Origin of the sequence: Glaciimonas sp. CA11.2 (assembly GCF_034314045.1) — a bacterium.
Classification (GTDB): Bacteria; Pseudomonadota; Gammaproteobacteria; order Burkholderiales; family Burkholderiaceae_D; genus Glaciimonas.
The window spans coordinates 648843-669424 of sequence record NZ_JAVIWL010000001.1 but is presented as its reverse complement, the minus strand read 5'-3'; the positions used below and the strand labels follow the sequence as shown (position 1 = coordinate 669424).

Genomic DNA, 20582 nt, shown 5'->3' with positions numbered 1-20582 from the left:
CGTCAATCTCTAAAATGTGTAAATTTAGTTAACTACGTTAATTGCATTAATTGTGGCAAGGATGCCATCGCGCTCAATCGATGCCAGCGCGCTGACGACTGCGTTCGTCAGACCATCTATTTGATTCAAATCGCTGTTCCACAATGATGTGTTCGCAAGCCACTGGCCGACCAGATCCCTGGTGGTATCTTGTCCCGTCTTGACGCGCGACCAGGCGTCCTGAAACCACGTTAAAGTAGCGGCATCGTCGGATAGGATTACCACGTCGCCCCGGTATAGAAGCAGCGTTGCCGCTAGCGCCAATACCAGACGTTGCGGCAGTTTGCCGGTTATTGCGTGAAAGCTTTGTATTTGGGGCATCACGCGTGCTGCAAACTTAGGCCAGCTATTAAGCGCGATAGACTCCAGCTTGTGATGGATAGAGGGATTACGGAAGCGACGTAACACGTCGGCAGCAAATTGCACCATTTCGTCGTGCGGCAACGGTAGAGCAGGAATAATTTCATTATCGAGCGCGGCAATCAGGAAGTCACCGATCGTTGGATGATTCACTGCCTTCGAAACAGAAGTCAATCCGGCCAATAATGCGACCGGGACGAGCGTGGTATGTCCGCCGTTGAGGATGCCGACTTTCATTTGTTTGTATGGGGCAATATCGTCGACTAGTTTGATGTTCAGATTGGCATCGGCTAAGCGCAGTTCATCGGCCAGCCACGCAGGGCCTTGAATAATGAAGACATAATAATATTCTGCGGCAACGAGAAACTGATCCTTGTAGCCAAGTTCTGTCTCGATATCGGCTATCTGACTTTCAGGGAATCCACTAACGATGCGGTCGACCAGCGTGGAGCAAAAAGTATTCGCTTGTTCTAACCATGTAATAAATTGACTGTCGAGTTTCCATAACACGGCAAAGTGCAGCACTGCAGCTTTCAGCGCGGGACCATTATGATCGATCAGTTCACAGGGCAGAATGACCCAGCCTTTGTCTTGTGCACCATCGAAGTGTCGAAAACGTTCGAACATCAACTGCGTTAATTTGGCAGGGAAGGACAGTGGCGGCGCATCGGTCAATGCATCCGTATCGTTCGTGACGATGCCTGCCTCGGTGGTATTGGACACCACAAATCTGGTATCAGGGTTACGCGCTAATGCCAGAAAGTCGTCATACATGGTGACCGCGTTGATCTCGCGCTGTACGCAACTGATCTTTCTGTATTGCCTGACTGCGCCGCCCTTCTCGTCGATTCCCTGTATCAGGGTCGTAAATAAACCGTCTTGCACATCCAGCAATGGCTTGGCAGTATGACCGCGTGGTCGCACTACGACTACGCCAGCATTCAGGCCAACGCGTTCGTTCAGCAGGTCGATTTGCCAGTCGATGTAAGCACGCAGGAAGTTACCTTCACCAAACTGGATAAATTTGATAGGTAGAGAGAATGGCGTGTCGCGGTGTAGTGGCTGCATAAAAAATCCTAAAAAACCTTACAAAGTCTTAAAGCGAAATGTCGCGTTTCCAAAAAATGAAATCGTATTGCTGCAGCCGGTCGGCTTTTGTCTTGTATTCGCCGCCCGCTACCGCCACCACCATATCGAGCAATTGATTCGCGATTTCCGGGACGGGTGCACCGTCGATAACGGGGCCGCAATCAAAATCAATCATGTCAGTGAGTCGGTTTGCGATCCGGCTATTACTTGAAATTTTTAGTACCGGCACAATCGGGTTACCGGTGGGCGTACCCAATCCGGTTGAGAACAACACCACATTTGCGCCCGAGGCGACTATGCCGGTCACCGATTCGACATCGCCGCCCGGCGTACAAAGCAGAGCCAAGCCTGGCTTGTCAGTTTGCTCGCCATAATCCAACACCGAAACAATCGGAGAAGTCCCGCCTTTTTTTGCTGCGCCCGCTGACTTCATCGCGTCAGTGATCAAACCATCACGGATGTTGCCCGGACTAGGATTGTCGGCAAAATGCGCACCGACCGCTTCGGCTCGTGCTTCAAAATCACGCATCAGAGTGAGAAAGCGGCGCTTATCGTCATCGCTTTCGCAGCGTTCAATCAGACTGGCTTCAACCCCACACAGCTCCGGAAATTCGGCCAGAATCGATGAGCCGCCCAATGCCACGACCATATCCGATACCTGACCCATCACCGGATTGGCAGAAATCCCGGAGAAACCATCCGAACCGCCACATTTCACGCCGATCTTTAAATGCGATAGCGGCACTGGCTGACGCAAGACGTTGTTGGCCGCTTTAAGATTGCTCAGCGTGTCTTGGAGGACCGCCTTCATCATGGCCTGTTCGCTATCCCAGGCTTGTTGTTCGTAGATCAGGCATGGCTTGTCGAATTGCGGATTTTGAAGTCTCAGCGCCTCTTGAAACATCTTGATTTGAGCGTTCTGGCATCCGAGGCTGAAGACGGTAACGCCTGCTACGTTTGGATGATCCGCATAGGCCGCCAAAATCTTGCACAGTGAGCGGGCATCCGCACGCGTGCCGCCGCAACCACCAGCGTGAGTAATAATGCGCACGCCGTCCAGATTGGGAAAAGGTCGCACTACCGGCTTGGGCGCTTCCATGTCTTCGCCCAACAATGACAGGGTGAACGCAGCGAGATCGTTGCTGGTGTAGCCGAGTGGCCCTTCCAGTGCATTGCGTAGATGCTCAACGTTGCGATTTTCACAGAACACCAGTGGAAAAATCAGCCAATAATTAGCGGTGCCGACGCGACCATCTGCGCGCACCACACCCGGAAAAGTGAGGCCATCAAAGCGGCTTACTTCAGGCGCGCTCCATTGGTAAGGAACGCTATCTGCCAGTTCGACTTCGGCAGCGTAATGTTCCAAATTTTCAGTGGTGACCGCCTCGCCACGGCGGATCGGCTGGGTAGCTTTGCCCACAGGCACGCCATACAACACTAATAACTCGCCTACTGCAAAAGCTTTACGCGCAAATTTATGCTTGCCCTTCACCGCCGTGCAGATGATGACGGATTCGCCTTCCCATACGACGACTTCGCCCGGCACGAGATCGACTAATGCGACCAACATGCTGTCATCTGGATGTATGCAAAGTATCTTTTGCGAGTTGCTCATGAAGATTTCCGTGGCTAATTAATATCGGCTAGTGGTCAATATTTACAGGCAATTAAAGCTTGAAGTATTGCTTGGCGTTTTCGTAGCAAATGCCACGCACGATCTGACTCAAGGCATCGATATCGGCTGGATACTCACCGCTTTCGACCCACAATCCGAGTTGGCGGCACAGCAAGCGGCGGAAATAGTCGTGACGTGGATAGGATGCAAAGCTACGTGAATCGGTGACCATGCCAACGAAGGTACCCAATACGCCGTGATTTGCAAGGCTAATCATTTGTTGCAGATTGCCTTCTTTATGATCGTTGAACCACCACGCCGGGCCGAACTGAATCTTGCCGACGACAGTACCGTCCTGAAAATTGCCGATCATGCTGGAGAGCACTTCATTCATGTTCGGATTCATGCAGAACAACATCGTGCGCGGCAACTCATCAGTGGCATCAAGCGAATCCAACAAACCGGCTAGTCCTGCACTGATTGTCATATCCGAAATGGAGTCATAACCGGTATCGGAACCAAGACGGGCTTGCATACGGCTATTGTTGTTGCGCTGTGCACCGATGTGCAGACACATGGCCCAATCGAATTTGGCGTAGACCTTGCCGATGTCAGCCAAAAGGCCGCGCAAGTATTGGCCCATCTCAGCTTCCGTCAGTAAATCGCCCGCCAGACGCTTGGCAAATAAGGCTTCCAGTTGTGCTGGTGTAGCTGCAATTAGCGGCAGCGTAGTATCAATTGCGTGGTCCGAGATGCGGCCGCCACGTTGATGAAAATACGCCACACGGACTGCCAACGCTTCCATCATCGATGCAAAAGAATTAATCTTAACGCCAGAAACCTGCGCCAGATGGGCAAGATAATCGACGAAATCGTCGCGATTAATACGCATCGCGCGATCTGGGCGATAGGCTGGCAGCACGCGGCATTTCAGTGGCGAGGCGGCGATTTCATCATGCTGGATCAAATCGTCAGCGGGATCATCGGTCGTGCAGGCGATTTCAACACCTGCTTGTTCGAGGAAGGACCAGGTATCCATCGTGGCTAGCTTGGCATTCGCGGCTTCCCAGATTGCACCGGCGTTGGCGGCGTTAATGGTCAGTTCAATACCGAACAGGCGACGCAACTCAAGGTGGCTCCACTGATAAATCGGATTACCAATGGCGAGCGGTAATATTTTGCAGAATGCCCGGAATTTGGCTTCGTCGTCCTGATCACCGGTAATGAAGTCTTCGCTGACGCCAGAGGCGCGCATTAAGCGCCATTTGTAGTGGTCACCGCTTAACCATAAGTCGGTTAAATTACGGAATACCTTGCGCTCTACGATCTCGCTTTGTTGCAAGTGCGAGTGGTAATCAATGATGGGCAAATCGGCCGCAACATCATGATAAAGCTGCCGAGCGATTGCGGTGCTGAGTAAAAAATCTTTGTCCATAAATGTTGTCATGCTGAAATGGCCTCCGCGCCTCGAATGGCGACATGGCCACTCCATTAAGTTAAATTTCTAAGGACTTATGCAATCGCCCAGCGGCCTTGTGCTGTCCTGGCTGGGACGTTTTTTGCTGAAGTCTGGTCTTTTAATTAGGTGATGTTGTGATATATCAGTAAATTATTCGTAATATATCAGAAATGCAAGCGCAATCTGACGAATGACAGAAGGTCGCTTAGAACGTGTATTTATTTGGAACGACCGCGGCCTGCCGAGAGTTGCACTTTGATCTATGGCAGCAAAACGGCGTTTTGAGGATGTATTGTTGATACTAGGAGTGGGAAATGCCACGCCCACGCTGTGGGGCGATACGGGGAAGGGCGGCCAAGAGTATCGAAGGCTACAACTTGGCAAGCTTTATTGATACCGATTGTAAAAAAATGCGTGGATCAATCGGAATATCTTATCCCGCGGTTAATCCATTCACTCTTTTATCACTGCAATATTGCGTTGATAGATATATTTTCTCTGGTATTCATCCAGCTTTTTTTGCCTCTACTGTTGGTGGCTGCGATGCGCTTTTTTCACCCGGTTTGACAACCACCGTGCATGTCATCCCAGCCGCCAGCGTGATCCCGTCTGGCACTTTATCGATATGAATTCTGACTGGTACGCGTTGCGCCAGTCGCACCCAGTTGAAGCTTGGGTTCACGTTTGCCAGTCCATTGCTACTAGGCCCGTTGTCGCGATCGGTGATGCCGCGGGCGATACTTTCAATGTGTCCGGTCAAAAGCTTGTCGCTGCCCAGAAGACGCATTTCGGCCTTGTCACCAACTTGCATCAACGGGAGTTTATTTTCTTCAAAATAGCCGTAAATCCAAAATGAATTAGCGTCAATCACTGTCATTTTAGGAACACCAACCTGGGCAAAATCGCCAGCGTGAACGTTGAGGTTAGCAACCCAGCCATCGGCCGGTGCGAGCACGTTAGTGCGCTCAAGATTGAGTTTTGCCATGTCGCGTGATGCCAATGCCGCCCGATGCACCGCTTCAGCGGCCGATGCGTCGGAACTGGAATTTTCGCGACTTTCATTTGAAATAACATCACCGTCAAGCATGGCACGGCGCGCTGCATCGCGCTGTTTAATTGTCAGCGCAACGCGGCTTTGGGCCACCATTGCGTCGGCTTGCACCAATGCCAGCGCGTAGTGGGCCGGATCTATTTTCATCAGGATGTCGCCTTTGTGGACGTAGGCATTGTCGCCGACCGGTACTTCGATCACGCGACCGGCGACATCGGCAGCAACACTAATTACATCTGCGCGGACTCTACCGTCACGGGTCCATGGTGAATTCATGTAGTGATCCCACAGCGCTCGGGTCAACCAGCAGGCAATGACGACGACGATCAGTGTGATGACGATTTTTAGGACGTTTTTAATAAATAGCGATAAGTTCATATGAGTCTCAAGCAGCGTGCAGTAAAAGGCCAAAACCACCAAAAATACAAAAAAACATGGCAATCCTAAACAGACTAGGATGCCAGACGAAACGATACAGACGTAATCGCGTTAGTAGCCAGTCAACGCCGAATTGCAAGATGACACAGCCAATGAATACAGCAAGCAGGGTCGGTACGAGGGCATCAAAAATTGCGATTTCACGGGGCATTGTCAGATCCTGATGATGAAGTGTTGCGCATTGGATCAGTTGGGCCGTGCTCCAGAAGCGAAGTTCGGATCAGATGGAGATTGGCCAAGACTGCGGAGTAATTTTGCAAGGCCTGAATCTGCACCGTGGAAACGACACGGCAAGCGGCAATAGCAGCGATAACAGCCACCAATGCACTGTCCATATTACGCGGATTAGGGCGGGAAAAGAATTGCGAAACGGTGGTGATACTGCGTTCAATCGCGGTATGGGCATAATTGACCGACTCTGTGGACTGTGCCGATTGACCCTGTATGACGGACATGTTATTTCGGTAGCGGTTTTGCGGGGCGATATCTTCTCGCAAGTGAATTACCGCACGCCCGATTTCAAACACGGAGAGTAACCATGTCATGACTTCCCGATCATCATCACTTGGCACCAAATGCCCCATGGCAAACCGTCCGACCAGATCACGCGTACCACTTTCGAAGCGTGCCAATAAACCGGTAAGAGGTTTATTGCAGCCTTCGACTACCTGGCGCCGTAGCGCTCGGATCAGTCTTGCTCGTTCCCAGCGACTATCGACAGGGTCGATAATCATATACATCGCTGCGGCGATCGCGCATCCAATCAGACCACCTGTCATGCCATTCAAAAAGCCGACATAGTCGAACTCATAGACATTGCCTACCGCGGCATAGGACAGAAAAAATAACAGCATTCCCAAGCCGGGTCCTGTGTATTTCGGTTTGGCAGCAAGCCATGAAAAAAAGAGCAAAAATGGTGTCAGCGATAAGCACAGCATAACGAAATTTTGCGCGCCGGGCTGAATGTAATACGCGCAGATAAAGCCACAAACGCCGCCGATGAATGCGCCTTGCATAAAGCCGATAACGGTTTTGGTCGGGGATGGCGACGCCGCAAATAAGGCGCTGACGACGGTGGCGAACACTACGGCATCCACGCCTGAAGGCCAGCCGGTTTGCCACCAAAACAGCATCGATACGCCGAAACCGATCATTGCCCTTAACGATGACATGGCCACCATGATGGGATCGGTACGATTGACGTAATGAGCGGTGAGGGCGATATCCGCGGGTAATGTATGGTCGCGCGCCAGCACGGCGTTGTGAACCCGCGTGTAAAGACGCAATTCATCGGTAAAACGTTGTAATAAGGCCGCGGCGGCATCGAAGTCTAGCAAGGCATCGTTGATGTAAGTCTCATCAAGGTGCAGCATTTCGGCAAAGCTCAATGTTAATCCACGCCGTAACGCAGCAAGCCGTTCTGAAAGTTGTTGGCGGCATTCCTGCAACTTCAGCGGGATATCGACTCGGCTGTTGCTCATAATGCTAACAATGGCGTTGTACTCCATCATCACGGCATTAAATGTATTTATTTTTCCGGTATTTTGTAGTCGTAGAAAAAGTTGGTCAAGGGAGTGAAAGGTGGTGGAGACCGTCATGAACGTCGTATTTAACAGACGTAAATGGTCTGCTTTTACATGGCCAGTTGAACTTTCGAAAGTCGATGAGGTGCGCAGACTTTCTAGCGCGATGACCTCGCCGATGAGGCGCAGCATCAAGCTATCGCGATCCAATTGCGAGCGTTGAGAATGCGGGTCGATTGCGTTGTTTTGCACAAACGTAGAAAAATGGGCGAAGCGATGAGCGACCGTGGCAAGAATCATTTCTGACAGACGTTTAGGAAACAATACGTCGCTAACGACGCCAGCACATAGCAACCCCAACACTACTTCGCTGAGCCGTGTTGCGGCGATATCGAACGCATTAGCCGGGTCCAGCGCAGCCGGTAAACCAACGATCACCAGGGTATAACCGGCCAGTACAAACGCGTAAGACTGAAAGTTGCGGAAAGTAATTGCGCCCGCAGTGCAAAATCCCATCCAACACATTCCAGCAATCAAAAATAGTACCGGTTCCTGCGTGAAGCAGGCCGCCATTACCAGAGAAAATACTACGCCGATGAAGGTGCCGATGAAACGGTAGAAACCTTTCGCCATGACCAGCCCGCTACCCGGCTGGGTCACAATCACGACGGTGACCATCGCGGTGGATGGCTTGGATAAATTGAATAACATCGACAAACCCATCGCCAGAAAAATCGCTAGCAACATTTTTGTCATGTGTAACAGAGTCGGCGCTTGCGCGTGAATCCAGGCACCGCTGCTTTTTTTCAAGCGCGGTAACCACGCGTCATTGGCGCTATCCAGTTTTTGGGCGAGTTCACTCATGGCGTGAGGTCAGCCTTATTTAGCGAAAGAGGCAGCTTTTGCAACCTCAACTTTGGGATGCGGCAAATCGTCACCAAGTCCGCCGCCCAGTGCTTGCATGAGTTGTGCCCATGCATCCAAATATGCGGCGCGGGTTTGTGCGACACGTTGCTGCTCTTGCAGCAACGCCGTTTGAGTTTGAATGACATTGAGATAGGAGGTAAGACCCGCCTTAAACGCACGCTGCGCAAAACTTGCCGATTTTTCGGCGAGTGCCATAGCGCGTTCGGATTGATTGCGCTGCAACTCAACAGATTTCAATTTGACGATCTGGTCGGCCACGCTTTGCAACGCCTGCAACAAGGTATTGTTGTAGGTCTCAATAGCAGCATCCAGCGTCGCCGTTTGTGCGCCCAGATTAGCGCGCAAACGGCCGCCATCAAAGATGGGCAACGAGATTGCAGGGGCAAAACCACGAACATTGGAGTCGGTGGTCAGGAAGCGGCTTAAGCCGATTGATTCGAACCCGATGAAAGCCGAAATATTGATATCAGGATAAAACGCTGCCTTGGCGACGGCGATGTTTTTGGTCAGCGATTCGACGCGCCAGCGTTGAGCAATAACGTCAGGACGCCGCCCGATTAGATTGGCCGGCACATTGTCGGGAAGGCTGATCGGTAGTTCTGCGTTACTGGCAAGTTGACTATTCACCATACTGCGCGATAGCATCGGACGCGCTATAGCGTCGCCAGCGGAGGGCCCTTGGCCCGTCAACGCTGCAATTTGATTGCGCGAAAGCGCGATGGCTTCGTTGATCTTTTCAATCGCAGCGCGGGTAGTCGGTAAGCTGGTTTCGGCTTGATTCACCTCAAGCCCGGTACCGATGCCAGCATGCAGGCGACGTTGTGCAATGTTAGCGATAGCTTGCTGCTGTGCCAGCGATGCTTCGGCAATATCTTTTAGTACAAACTGGGATGCGAGCTGCAAATAGCTGCGCACTACCATGCCTTCCAGATTCAGTTGTGCCGCACGTGCCTCTGCCGCGCTGACGTGTACATTATCAAGCGCAGCTTCCAATGTGTTGCGATCCTTATCCCATAGATCGAGGTTATAACTGGCCTTGATGCGTGCATCGTTGCTCCAGTCCCAACCGCCACCTAACGGTGCTGGATATAAGCCGTCGGTGGTGAACAATTCGCGCGTGACTGACGCTGCGGCACCAACCTTCGGTAAGGTTCCCGCTTCTGCCACACCAGCCAACGCGGTGGCCTGACGAATCCGCGCTTGGGCGATTTTAATAGATGGGCTGTCCGCAATTGCCTGTTTTACTAGCGTATCGAGTTGCGGGTCGCGGTAAGCTTTCCACCAGGTGACGGTCGGCCATTGTGCGTTTATTTGCGTGGCGGTCATGGCTGCGCTGTTATTGAGTGCGCGGCCGTCGATGCTCTGACCATCGCTGAGTTTGGCGATAGGGTCGATGCCTGAATAACTTGCACACCCGCTAAGCGAAACTGCCAAAGTGCTGGCAACGAGAAATCCGTTGGTCGATTTTGATGTCAGCCATGATGTCAGCAATGCTGTCAGCGAAGCGAAGGAGCGTTTCGGAGATAACGGCGCTGGACATGAATCTGTTAGCAGATGCTGAGGCAAGAAGGAAGCTAGGAACCACATGGTGAAACCCGATGAGTGATGAGATGTTGCTACGCGTATCAGTAACTACATCAGTTCGCATTTTGAATACGTGCTTACGTGATTGTTGTACTAGCCGCTTATTTTTTATGAAAAGTCACAACTATCTAATCACGACTATCTAAAGTGTTAATAAAACAGCAAAACGCCACTTGTGGTGGCGTTTTTTTTAGCAGCGATATTCATACTATCGCATACCTGTCTTTGACTCGGTTGATTAGTTGCCCGTGTTAATTGACATATCTGTTTTTTCAGAAACTTGTTGTTCAACCTGAGCGCGTGTTAGCGAGCTTTGTTCTGAAGGCAGAATTGGATAACGGGCGTGGTTTTGATTCAACAAACCTTGTGCTTGTGCTGCCACTAATTCGGTCTTCACTTCGGCGCGGGTTTTGGTTGAAACGAAATGATCATCCGCAGGGTAAGGCATTTCAGCAAAAGCACTACCAGCGGCAGCTAAGACAACTAAACCAGCGATCAATTGTTTGGTGTTCATATATTTCTCCATAAAGTTAATTTCAACACCGGGCTTGGCGGAACGGGCGATTAACGCCTATCGGGTCCTGCCTCAGTGAACGAGTACTTCTTTACTTTCTTCCGCCTGACTGTGTCATATTGGCGGGAAGCCGTTGTCGTTTCCTCGATGAAATGAATTATAAATAATCCTTTCCCGTCAATAAACAGCAAAATTCATAATTCACTATTTCATTATTAGAAATAATAAAGGGGTTGAAATTTTGGGTGGTGTTTCCATTTGTTGTATCGGGAAAACTTTTTGGTAGGGTCTTCTGGCTCGGCTAAGGGGAAATCGCAAGATGGATAGGCGCGAAAGGCAATCACCAAGCGACATGCAGCAGGTCGCGAAGGCGAATGGAAGCTATTGCTAATCTTCCACCCGGTGCACTGCAAAAAGTAACGTTAATAGCGCGACGCATTAACGGAGGCGTTCTTAGCGCGAAGGTCCGTAAAGGATGTGCGACGAATTCCAACAAGTGGGTTGTCAGGTCGCTGGCTGGGGGGTGTCCATTAACGCTTTAAGAGGTTGTCATAGTATCTATATTGCATGTCTTTGCTTTATTTTTCGTCTCCAGATGACATGATAATTCCTCCGCCCAGACAAACATCGCCCTCATATAGCACTGCAGACTGTCCCGGCGTGACTGCCCATTGGGCAGCGTCGAAGTTGAGGGTAAAAGTTTGGGTCGTGTCAGCTGCGGTATTGGCGAAGTTGCCATTAAAGTTACATGCCATATCGGCCTGGCGATAGCGGGTCTTTGCAGATAATTGCGCTTGTTTTGGCGCTTCACCTGCGACCCAACTGACTTGTCCCGCCTCTAACGTCGATGAGAGCAGCCAAGGATGATCGTGGCCTTGCACTATGTGCAGCGTGTTACTTTCAATGTCTTTTTTTGCGACGTACCAAGGGTCGCTATCACCAGCAGCATTTTTATGTGACTGCATTCCACCAATGCCGATTCCTTTGCGCTGGCCGAGTGTGTAAAAACTCAGGCCAACGTGTTCACCAACGGTGTCGCCAGCGTCGGTTTTCATCGGGCCGGGTTGATACGAAAGATAGCGATTCAAGAATTCTCGAAACGGCCGTTCACCAATAAAACAGATACCTGTCGAATCTTTCTTTTTTGCGTTCGGGAGCTGAATTTGTTCAGCGATTTTACGTACTTCCGTTTTCTGGATTTCGCCCAGAGGAAATAAGGTCTTCGACAATTGGGCCTGATTCAGCCGATGCAAAAAATAACTCTGATCTTTGCTGGCATCCAGCGCTTTTAATAACTCAAAATTGCCAGCTGGCGCTTGACGTACGCGGGCATAATGGCCGGTCGCGATCAGGTCAGCGCCGAGCTTCATTGCGTGATCAAGAAAGGCTTTAAATTTGATCTCGGCATTACACAATACGTCAGGATTCGGGGTGCGACCGGCTTGATATTCGCGCAAAAATTCTGCGAAGACGCGATCTTTGTACTCAGCCGCAAAGTTGACAGCTTCAATATCTACGCCGATGACGTCGGCGACGCTGACAGCATCAATCCAGTCCTCCCGTGTTGAGCAATATTCGGAGTCGTCATCATCCTCCCAATTTTTCATGAACAGGCCGATCACTTCATAGCCTTGTTGCTTCAATAGCCATGCCGAGACGGACGAATCGACACCGCCCGACATGCCGATAACGACGCGTTTTTTTGCTTTAGACATGGTCGCTCCCGCTGTCATTGTGATGGGTGAGCGCGCTGGCGTGGGTGTGTAGCGTTGATAGCGGCACTCGGTCGCCACGCAAGTAATCATCTATACATTGCAGAACCTGCGGACTGCGATGGCGTTCTGGACAAGCGGCTAATTCATCTCGCGACATCCACAGCACGCCGACAATACCCTCGTCGAGTGGTTGGTTGTGTATTTTGCCGACAGTGCCACAAAATACAAATCGTAAATATGTGGCACTTTCGCCTGTGCGGGCAGAGTAATAGCTGGCCAGATAGGTACCAATTAACGCAGTTGGGGTGAAATCGTGTGCAGTTTCTTCCAACGTTTCCCGCACCACCGCCTGAATCAGTGATTCATGGGGATCCAGGTGCCCGGCTGGCTGATTAATACGAAGGCCGTCATTTGTGTGTTCTTCTACTAACAAAAAATGGCCGTCACGCTCAATAATGGCTGCTACCGTGGCAGAGGGTTTCCAAACTTCAGTCATAAATTCCTCGGGTAATCCGACATTTTAACGTGGCTGTCAAATTTTCGATCAAACCCCTTCAATATCGTGTATCCACCACAACAGAATGCCGATGTTCATTAAATGACGACCTGATAGAGCGTTATGACTAGTTTCATATTGTTTAGCAATAAATATTCCGTGTAATATCCCTACCACCCGTTATCGGAGCGCGCTGTCTGAATTGATTGGACTCTCTACGGTATATTGACGTTGTCGTTGTCGTTGTGTCATTCAGTATGGTTTAGCATCGTGGTATATCATCTGTTGGCAACAAATTAATAGTGTGTATTTACCACAAGAATTTTTACACAATAAGGGAGAATCTTATGAAAATCGGCATCCCCGCCGAAACGCGGCCTGGCGAAACCCGGGTTGCAGCGACCCCAGAGACGGTCAAAAAGTTAGTAGCAGCAAAGCATCACGTTGTAGTGCAAGCTGGTGCCGGTATCTCGTCGAGTATCACTGACGAGGCTTATGCAGCGGCTGGTGCGCAAATTGGCACTGTCGCAGACGCGTTTGGTGTAGAGACGGTGTTAAAAGTACGTGCTCCTGCGGTAGAAGAGTACGCGCATCTCAAAAGCGGCACGGTCATTATCGGCATGTTGAACCCTTTTGATGCCGAAAACATTGTTGTAATGGCAAGCCATGGTCTGACGGCTTTTGCACTCGAAGCCGCACCGCGGACTTCACGTGCACAATCGATGGACGTTCTTTCGTCCCAGGCGAACATTGCTGGCTACAAAGCGGTGCTGATGGCGGCGAATACCTACCAACGCTTCATGCCGATGTTGATGACCGCCGCCGGAACCGTCAAGGCCGCGCGGATGCTGATCATGGGCGCGGGTGTGGCCGGTTTGCAGGCAATCGCTACGGCAAAACGTTTGGGCGCAGTAATTGAAGCATCCGACGTGCGGCCAGCGGTAAAAGAGCAGATTGAGTCTCTGGGCGCCAAGTTTCTCGATGTGCCTTTTATTACTGATGAAGAGAAAGAAATCGCCCAAGGCGTCGGTGGATATGCACGCCAAATGCCAGCGGACTGGATGCGACGTCAGGCTGAGTTGGTGCATGAGCGCGCCAAATTAGCCGACATCATTATCACAACGGCATTGATTCCTGGTCGCAAAGCACCCATTCTGATCAGTGAAGAGACCGTCAAGGCGATGAAGCCAGGGTCGGTGATTCTCGATATGGCAGTCGATCAAGGTGGCAATTGTCCCTTATCGGAATCTGGCAAGACCGTCATCAAGCACGGCGTGCACATTATCGGCGAAGGCAATCTGGCAGCGCTAGTGGCCGCGGATGCCTCGGCGCTGTATTCCCGCAATGTACTGGATTTCTTAAAGTTGATCGTCAATCCTGAGGGTGGATTGGTGATTAACCGTGAAGACGATATTGTTGTCGCGACCTTGTTGTGCAGCGGCGGTGAAGTTCTTCGCAAATAACATTACATATTTTCGGTGGATCTGCGCAGGTAAAAACGGGCAGACACCATCGAACACAGGAGAAAGAAGTAATGCAACGCATCATGTTACGCGCGAAAATTCATCGCGCAACTGTTACCCAAGCCGACCTTCATTACGAGGGATCATGTGGTATTGATCCAGACCTGCTGGAAGCGGCCGATATTATTGAGGGCGAAAAAATCGAACTTTATAATGTCAATAATGGTCAGCGCTTTTCGACCTATGCAATCCGTGCCGAGCGCGGCAGCGGTGCGATTGCGCTCAACGGCGCTGCCGCCCGTTGCGCCCATCTGGGAGATTTGTTGATTATTTGTACGTATTCCCCATTTTCGGATGCGGATGCGGCGATTTACGTACCGAAAGTTGTATTTGTCGACGATAAAAATCGCATGACAGGGATGAAATAAGGCTAACCGATAGCAACCGCATACCAACCATTTTGAATCTGCGGTCTGTCAAAAAATAAGGGGGAGAACACATGGAAGTGTCGCACACCATCACCAATTTGATCATCTTTGTACTGGCGATCTATGTCGGTTATCACGTGGTCTGGACTGTCACACCGGCGTTACATACGCCGTTGATGGCCGTTACCAATGCGATTTCTGCGATCATTATTATCGGCGCAATGTTGGCCGCCGGATTGACTGAAGGTCTGGTCGGTCAGATCGCCGGAACATTAGCTGTCGCACTCGCTGCGGTCAATGTGTTCGGTGGCTTTTTGGTCACGCAGCGCATGTTGGAAATGTTCAAGAAAAAAGAGCCTAAGACCAAAGCTGCAGATGCAGATACCAATAAGGGAGCGCATTAATGGGTGCCGAAATCGCTAACTTGTTAAGTATGAATCTGGTCACAATGTTTTATCTGATTGCGTCGGTTTGTTTTATCCAGGCGCTAAAGGGTCTATCGCATCCGTCCACTGCACGGCGCGGAAACGCGTTCGGTATGGGTGGGATGGCGCTGGCGATTGTGACCACGATAGCGTTGATCATCAAATTGAAAGTTGAATCGCAAGGTGCTGGATTTGGCTTCTGGCTGGTCGCTGGTGGTGTAGTAGTCGGTGGCGGTATTGGCGCGTATCTGGCCAAAAGCGTTGAGATGACTAAAATGCCGGAATTGGTTGCAGCGATGCATTCGTTGATTGGTCTGGCTGCGGTTTGTATCGCGGTCGCAGCGGTCTCGGAGCCTTGGGCTTTCGGGATTGCGGCGCATGGTGCGGCATTGCCAGTCGGTAATCGCATCGAACTGTTTATTGGTACTTTTGTAGGTGCCATTACATTTTCTGGTTCGGTCATCGCATTTGGTAAACTTTCTGGAAAATACAAGTTCCGTCTGTTTCAGGGTGCGCCGGTAAGTTTTGCCGGTCAGCACTTTATTAATCTGTTGCTGGCTGTAGCAATGCTGATTCTGGGCATTATCTTTGTCATGACGCAAGCATGGCTGCCATTTATTTTGATGGCGCTCATCGCGTTTGTACTCGGCGTACTGATCATCATTCCAATCGGTGGCGCGGATATGCCGGTGGTCGTGTCGATGCTGAACAGTTACTCTGGTTGGGCAGCGGCCGGAATCGGTTTCTCGCTCAACAATTCGATGCTGATTATTGCCGGTTCACTGGTCGGTTCTTCCGGTGCGATTTTGTCTTACATCATGTGCAAGGCGATGAATCGTTCGTTCTTTAATGTGATTCTGGGTGGCTTTGGTGGCGACACGAGTGCCGTTGCCGCCGCCGGGTCGCAAGTTCAGCGTCCAGTCAAATCCGGCTCGGCTGATGACGCTGCGTTTCTGCTAGGTAACGCAGAAACTGTCATCATCGTTCCTGGTTATGGCTTGGCTGTAGCACGCGCGCAACATGCGTTAAAGGAACTGACCGAGAAGCTGACGCACAAAGGCGTGATCGTGAAGTATGCGATCCATCCGGTGGCAGGACGTATGCCGGGACACATGAACGTACTGCTGGCAGAAGCCGAAGTGCCGTACGATCAAGTGTTCGAGATGGAAGACATCAACAACGATTTCAGTCAGGCTGATGTGGTGCTGGTGCTGGGTGCGAATGATGTGGTTAATCCTGCTGCTAAAGATCCAAAATCATCGATTGCAGGCATGCCGATTCTGGAAGTCTACAAAGCCAAAACCGTCATCGTCAACAAACGCTCAATGGCCTCTGGTTATGCCGGTCTGGACAACGAGTTGTTCTATATGGATAAAACCATGATGGTGTTTGGGGATGCTAAGAAGGTGATTGAGGCGATGGTGAAAGCGGTCGAATAAATCTTGTGTTTGTACGTATAAAACCGCGTTGATGAATACACATTCATCAGCGCGGTTTTTTATTGGAGCGATTTTTGTTGCGTTGGCTTAAATTAATTTTCTCACTATATTTTGCATGAAGTCCCTTTTTATAATAAATTCAGCCAGATTCTTCTTCTTGTATTTTTGATTTATTTTCTGGAAATCTTTCCATCGCAAAATACTTTTTCCCATTTTTCATGGAATACTACGTTTTTGAGGTTTGTAGATGTTAAATATTGCCTTTTAGGTAGTTTTATTGATTCTCCAGCAAGCCTTGTTATTTCTTGGGGCGTCGCTGGAAATAACGCTTTGAAGCGCTCAGTTTTTCCCATGCGTGCAGTGCGTCACGACTTCCGAAATAAGTCGTGTAATTGCTTGTATGTGAGGATGATCTATCTAATTTCGGTGCAAAATAATAGTTGTATTTTGTGCCTTTAAAAAATCTACAAAGGTTCTGATGATTAAAATTAATAACATTATTGATGTGGACAATGCTGCGCCGTTTGTTTTATTCGGTGGGATCAACGTCCTCGAATCAAAAGATTTTGCCTTGCGTACTTGTGAGGAATACGTCCGTGTCACCCAGAAGCTTGGTATTCCGTTCGTATTTAAAGCTAGTTTCGATAAAGCTAATCGCTCTTCGATTCACTCTTACCGCGGTCCGGGGCTTGAAGAGGGGCTAAAGATATTCGAAGCAGTCAAGTCGACCTTTGGCGTACCTATCATCACTGACGTGCATGAATCGTGGCAAGCAGCACCCTTGGCGGAAGTTGTTGATGTATTGCAGTTGCCGGCTTTTCTGGCGCGCCAAACCGATCTGGTGGTCGCGTTAGCGAAGACCGGGCGGGTGATCAATATTAAGAAGCCACAATTTTTGAGTCCAACGCAAGTGGCTAACATCGTCGAAAAATTTAAAGAAGCAGGTAACGATCAACTCATCTTATGTGATCGCGGTACCTGTTTTGGATATGATAATCTGGTGGTGGATATGCTAGGTTTTGGTGTTATGAAAAAGGTCTGCAATGATCTGCCGATTATCTTCGATGTGACGCATGCACTACAGCAGCGCGATCCGATGGGAGCCGCTTCAGGCGGTCGGCGTCAGCAAGTTGCTGAGTTGGCTCGCGCTGGTCTGGCTACCGGGCTTGCGGGTCTTTTTTTAGAGGCGCATCCAGATCCCGACTCGGCTAAATGTGATGGACCAAGCGCATTACCTCTCGATAAGTTGGAGCCTTTCCTGCTACAACTTAAGGCTTTGGACGATTTGGTTAAATCGTTTGCTCCGCTGAGCATTATTTGAGTAAGCACATGGTCATGTCATGTGTCAGGTAATGAATCGATGATCTTGGTCTGAGTTGCCAGACACGCAGATCGGCATTTAATAAATTTATCAGATGCCGATTAAAACGCTCAAATTGATCTCAACGCCGCCCAAACATCATCTGCTCAGCCAGCATATTTTTCGCTGGCTTGATTGCGTCTACAAGACCTAGTGATAACCCGAGTAGTGTTTGCGAGAGTGCGCCTTGTGGTGCACTGGCAAAAACCCTTGCCATCAGGTCGGTCATATGAATCGTCATGCTGCGATCGGTTTTTCTACTGTTAGAAAATTTCTCCAACGTTAAAGGTGAAACTTCTTGCGCCAACAATTTCGCCAGGACGGCTGCGTCGCGCAAGCCCAGATTAAGACCTTGGCCAGCGACGGGATGCAGTGTTTGTGCGGCATTGCCAATGGCGACCGTGTGTACTGAAGAGGCGGGATGGGCATTTAAGCCCAGGGGGAAACTGTTGCGAGACGACATACGAATGAAGTGTCCGACTCGACCGCCAAAAGCATTTTCAAGTGCTTTCAGAAATAGTTCATCAGGCAGCGTGAGCAATTTCGCAGCGTTATCAGGACGTACGCACCAGACCAACGCGTAGCCATCATCTTGCGGCAAAAGCGCCAGCGGCCCTTGATCGGTGAAGCGCTCAAATGCGCGATGTGGAACAGGCGCACTGGTTTGCACGTGCGCGACAATAGCGATCTGATCGTAATCACGTTGTAATTCTTTGTTCGTTTGCGCGCCAAACAATCCGCCCTCAGCCTGCACCATTATCTTGCTGCGCAGCACGCGACCATCCGATAATGTGATGGTGACACCGTCGCTTTGTTCGTTGCTGGCGCTGACCTGAACTGGACGCAGCAAAGTAATACCATGTAATTCGGGTAACGCGGTCAATGTCGTAATCAAATCGCCATAGCGGCAAACGTAGCCTAATGCCGGTATTTGATAGTCGGCGCGCTCAATGAGCGTGCGGCCGAAATGCCCCCGACGCGAAACATGGATTTGATGAATCGCGGTCGCCGCTAACGGCCACGCGCGGACATCTTCCAGAATTTGACGGCTGCCATACGAGAGGGCAATTGCGCGTGGATCAAGGCGCGCCTGATCAATGGTTTTTCCATCGATCAGGGCAATGCGATCCGGTGCGACGCCGCGCTTGATTAACAGGGCGGCGAGTGTGACGCCAACCGGACCGGCTCCACAAATGGCGATGTCTGTATGCAGCGGTATATGTGTGTTGTCTGTCATTATCAGGTGGTTATTTCCGCATCAGCGCTTCGATATCAGCAACAGTGCGTGGTGCGCCAGTGGTCATGAGTTCGCAGCCCGTGTTGGTGATTAAAGCATCGTCTTCAATCCGGATGCCGATGTTCCAGTATTTTTCTGGAACGCCTTCTGCCGGTCGCACATAAATACCCGGTTCGATAGTGGTCACCATGCCGGGTTGCAAACCACGCCAGGGTTTCGGTTCGCCTCCAGCGATTGACGCATCCAGGTCGCGATATTCGCCGACATCGTGCACATCCATGCCCAGCCAATGACCGGTGCGATGCATATAAAATTGCCTGAAATCACCGTTGGTAATGACGTCATCCAGTGACCCGACTTTGTTTTTGTTGAGCAGTCCTGTATCCAGCATGCCTTGTGCCAGTACGCGAACGGCGGCGTCATGACCGTCCATAAAATGCTTGCCCGGACGCGTAACTTCAATGGCAGCATTTTGCGAGGCCAGCACAATCTCGTAGAGTTCTTTTTGCGGGCCGGAGAAGATGCCGTTTGCAGGAAAAGTGCGCGTAATATCACCCGCATAGCTATCGAATTCGCAGCCAGCATCAATGAGAACCAGATCGCTGTCTTTCAGGATCGCATCGCTGGCGCGGTAGTGCAGGACGCAAGCATTAGCGCCGGTAGCGACAATCGATCCGTAGGCGGGATATTGCGACCCCTGGCGACGGAATTCGTGGAGCAATTCTGCTTCAAGTTCGTATTCGCGCAAACCAGGTCCGGAGAATCGCATGGCGCGACAATGACCTGCAGCGGAAATCTCACCGGCCCGTCGCATCAAGGCGATTTCATCGGCGTCTTTGAACAAGCGCATTTCGTCCATCAATACCTGAACGTTATGGATGGCAGACGGGGCAACAACCCCGGCGCGACCCATGGCACGCACGCTGCCTAACCAACCTTGCAGTTTTTCATCGTATTCGCTCTGATGGCCAAGTGCATAAAAAACGGAGGGCGTATCGGCCAACAGTTTTGGCATTTCAGTGGACAGCGATTCGATCGGAAATGTGGCATCAAAGCCAAATTTTTCGCGTGCAGCAACAGGACCATAACGGACGCCATCCCAGATTTCGCGTTCCAGATTTTTTTCACGGCAAAATAAAATGGCTTTTGGATGCTCTCCCGCGATTAGCACGACGACCGCTTCCGGCTCCATAAAGCCTGACAGATAATAGAAATAGCTGTCGTGGCGATAAGGATAGTCGGCATCGCGGTTGCGCATGACTTCAGGTGCAGTCGGAATGATCGCGACGCCACCACCCTTGGCTTGCATCAGGGCGATTAGCTGGGCACGTCGTGTGGAGTAAGGGGTCATGTGCATCCTTGCGTTTGAGTTAATGTCGATGATGCGCGCTATGTCGGGAAGTACCGGTCATTTGATGCT

17 protein-coding genes are annotated in these 20582 nt (G+C 50.5%); 5 read left to right on the top strand and 12 right to left on the bottom strand.

Annotation, left to right across the window (positions count from 1 at the left end; all coding sequences use genetic code 11):
• Window positions 1-24 precede the first annotated feature (24 nt).
• The 10 genes from RGU75_RS02820 to RGU75_RS02775 form a co-directional block, all read right to left on the bottom strand.
• Window positions 25-1467, bottom strand: a complete 1443-nt coding sequence (locus RGU75_RS02820) for a tagaturonate reductase (protein ID WP_322232802.1) — start codon at window positions 1465-1467, stop codon at window positions 25-27.
• A gap of 28 nt (window positions 1468-1495) precedes the next feature.
• Window positions 1496-3103 carry an altronate dehydratase family protein gene (locus RGU75_RS02815; RefSeq protein WP_322232800.1) on the bottom strand — a complete coding sequence of 536 codons (1608 nt, stop codon included), beginning with the start codon at window positions 3101-3103 and terminating at the stop codon, window positions 1496-1498.
• 52 nt (window positions 3104-3155) lie between these two features.
• On the bottom strand, window positions 3156-4550 hold the full coding sequence (gene uxaC, locus RGU75_RS02810; protein ID WP_322232798.1) for a glucuronate isomerase: 1395 nt from the start codon (window positions 4548-4550) through the stop codon (window positions 3156-3158).
• Between the two features lie 517 nt (window positions 4551-5067).
• Window positions 5068-5991 carry a biotin/lipoyl-binding protein gene (locus RGU75_RS02805; protein WP_322232797.1) on the bottom strand — a complete coding sequence of 308 codons (924 nt, stop codon included), beginning with the start codon at window positions 5989-5991 and terminating at the stop codon, window positions 5068-5070.
• Between the two features lie 7 nt (window positions 5992-5998).
• Window positions 5999-6202, bottom strand: coding sequence for a DUF1656 domain-containing protein (locus RGU75_RS02800; protein WP_322232795.1), 204 nt, complete (start codon window positions 6200-6202; stop codon window positions 5999-6001).
• Entirely contained in the window at window positions 6192-8438 is a 2247-nt protein-coding gene (locus RGU75_RS02795) for an FUSC family protein (protein ID WP_322232793.1), read from the bottom strand. The genes RGU75_RS02800 and RGU75_RS02795 overlap by 11 nt, the downstream gene beginning before the upstream one ends.
• A 15-nt stretch (window positions 8439-8453) precedes the next feature.
• On the bottom strand, window positions 8454-10088 hold the full coding sequence (locus tag RGU75_RS02790) for an efflux transporter outer membrane subunit (RefSeq protein WP_322232791.1): 1635 nt from the start codon (window positions 10086-10088) through the stop codon (window positions 8454-8456).
• Between the two features lie 235 nt (window positions 10089-10323).
• Entirely contained in the window at window positions 10324-10599 is a 276-nt protein-coding gene (locus RGU75_RS02785) for a DUF4148 domain-containing protein (protein WP_322232789.1), read from the bottom strand.
• 578 nt (window positions 10600-11177) lie between these two features.
• Window positions 11178-12314, bottom strand: coding sequence for a tRNA 2-thiouridine(34) synthase MnmA (gene mnmA, locus RGU75_RS02780; RefSeq protein ID WP_322232787.1), 1137 nt, complete (start codon window positions 12312-12314; stop codon window positions 11178-11180).
• Window positions 12307-12810, bottom strand: coding sequence for an NUDIX hydrolase (locus RGU75_RS02775; protein ID WP_322232784.1), 504 nt, complete (start codon window positions 12808-12810; stop codon window positions 12307-12309). The genes mnmA and RGU75_RS02775 overlap by 8 nt, the downstream gene beginning before the upstream one ends.
• A 347-nt stretch (window positions 12811-13157) precedes the next feature.
• Here RGU75_RS02775 and RGU75_RS02770 point away from each other — a divergent pair, with 347 nt between their 5' ends.
• The 5 genes from RGU75_RS02770 (at window position 13158) to kdsA (ending at window position 17886) form a co-directional block, all read left to right on the top strand.
• A complete protein-coding gene (locus tag RGU75_RS02770; RefSeq protein ID WP_322232782.1) occupies window positions 13158-14273 on the top strand; it encodes a Re/Si-specific NAD(P)(+) transhydrogenase subunit alpha in 1116 nt (371 codons plus the stop codon).
• 71 nt (window positions 14274-14344) lie between these two features.
• Window positions 14345-14701: an aspartate 1-decarboxylase gene (gene panD, locus RGU75_RS02765; protein WP_322232780.1), complete on the top strand. Its 357-nt coding sequence runs from the start codon at window positions 14345-14347 to the stop codon at window positions 14699-14701.
• 71 nt (window positions 14702-14772) lie between these two features.
• Window positions 14773-15105, top strand: a complete 333-nt coding sequence (locus tag RGU75_RS02760; protein WP_322232778.1) for an NAD(P) transhydrogenase subunit alpha — start codon at window positions 14773-14775, stop codon at window positions 15103-15105.
• Entirely contained in the window at window positions 15105-16565 is a 1461-nt protein-coding gene (locus tag RGU75_RS02755; RefSeq protein ID WP_322232776.1) for an NAD(P)(+) transhydrogenase (Re/Si-specific) subunit beta, read from the top strand. Before RGU75_RS02760 ends, RGU75_RS02755 begins: the two co-directional genes overlap by 1 nt.
• A gap of 478 nt (window positions 16566-17043) precedes the next feature.
• Window positions 17044-17886, top strand: a complete 843-nt coding sequence (gene kdsA / locus RGU75_RS02750; RefSeq protein ID WP_322232774.1) for a 3-deoxy-8-phosphooctulonate synthase — start codon at window positions 17044-17046, stop codon at window positions 17884-17886.
• Between the two features lie 121 nt (window positions 17887-18007).
• On the opposite strand, the gene RGU75_RS02745 is transcribed toward kdsA, so the two are convergent.
• Entirely contained in the window at window positions 18008-19162 is a 1155-nt protein-coding gene (locus RGU75_RS02745; protein WP_322232773.1) for a UbiH/UbiF/VisC/COQ6 family ubiquinone biosynthesis hydroxylase, read from the bottom strand.
• A 10-nt stretch (window positions 19163-19172) separates the two neighbouring features.
• Entirely contained in the window at window positions 19173-20513 is a 1341-nt protein-coding gene (locus RGU75_RS02740) for an aminopeptidase P N-terminal domain-containing protein (protein WP_322232771.1), read from the bottom strand.
• Between the last annotated feature and the right edge of the window lie 69 nt (window positions 20514-20582).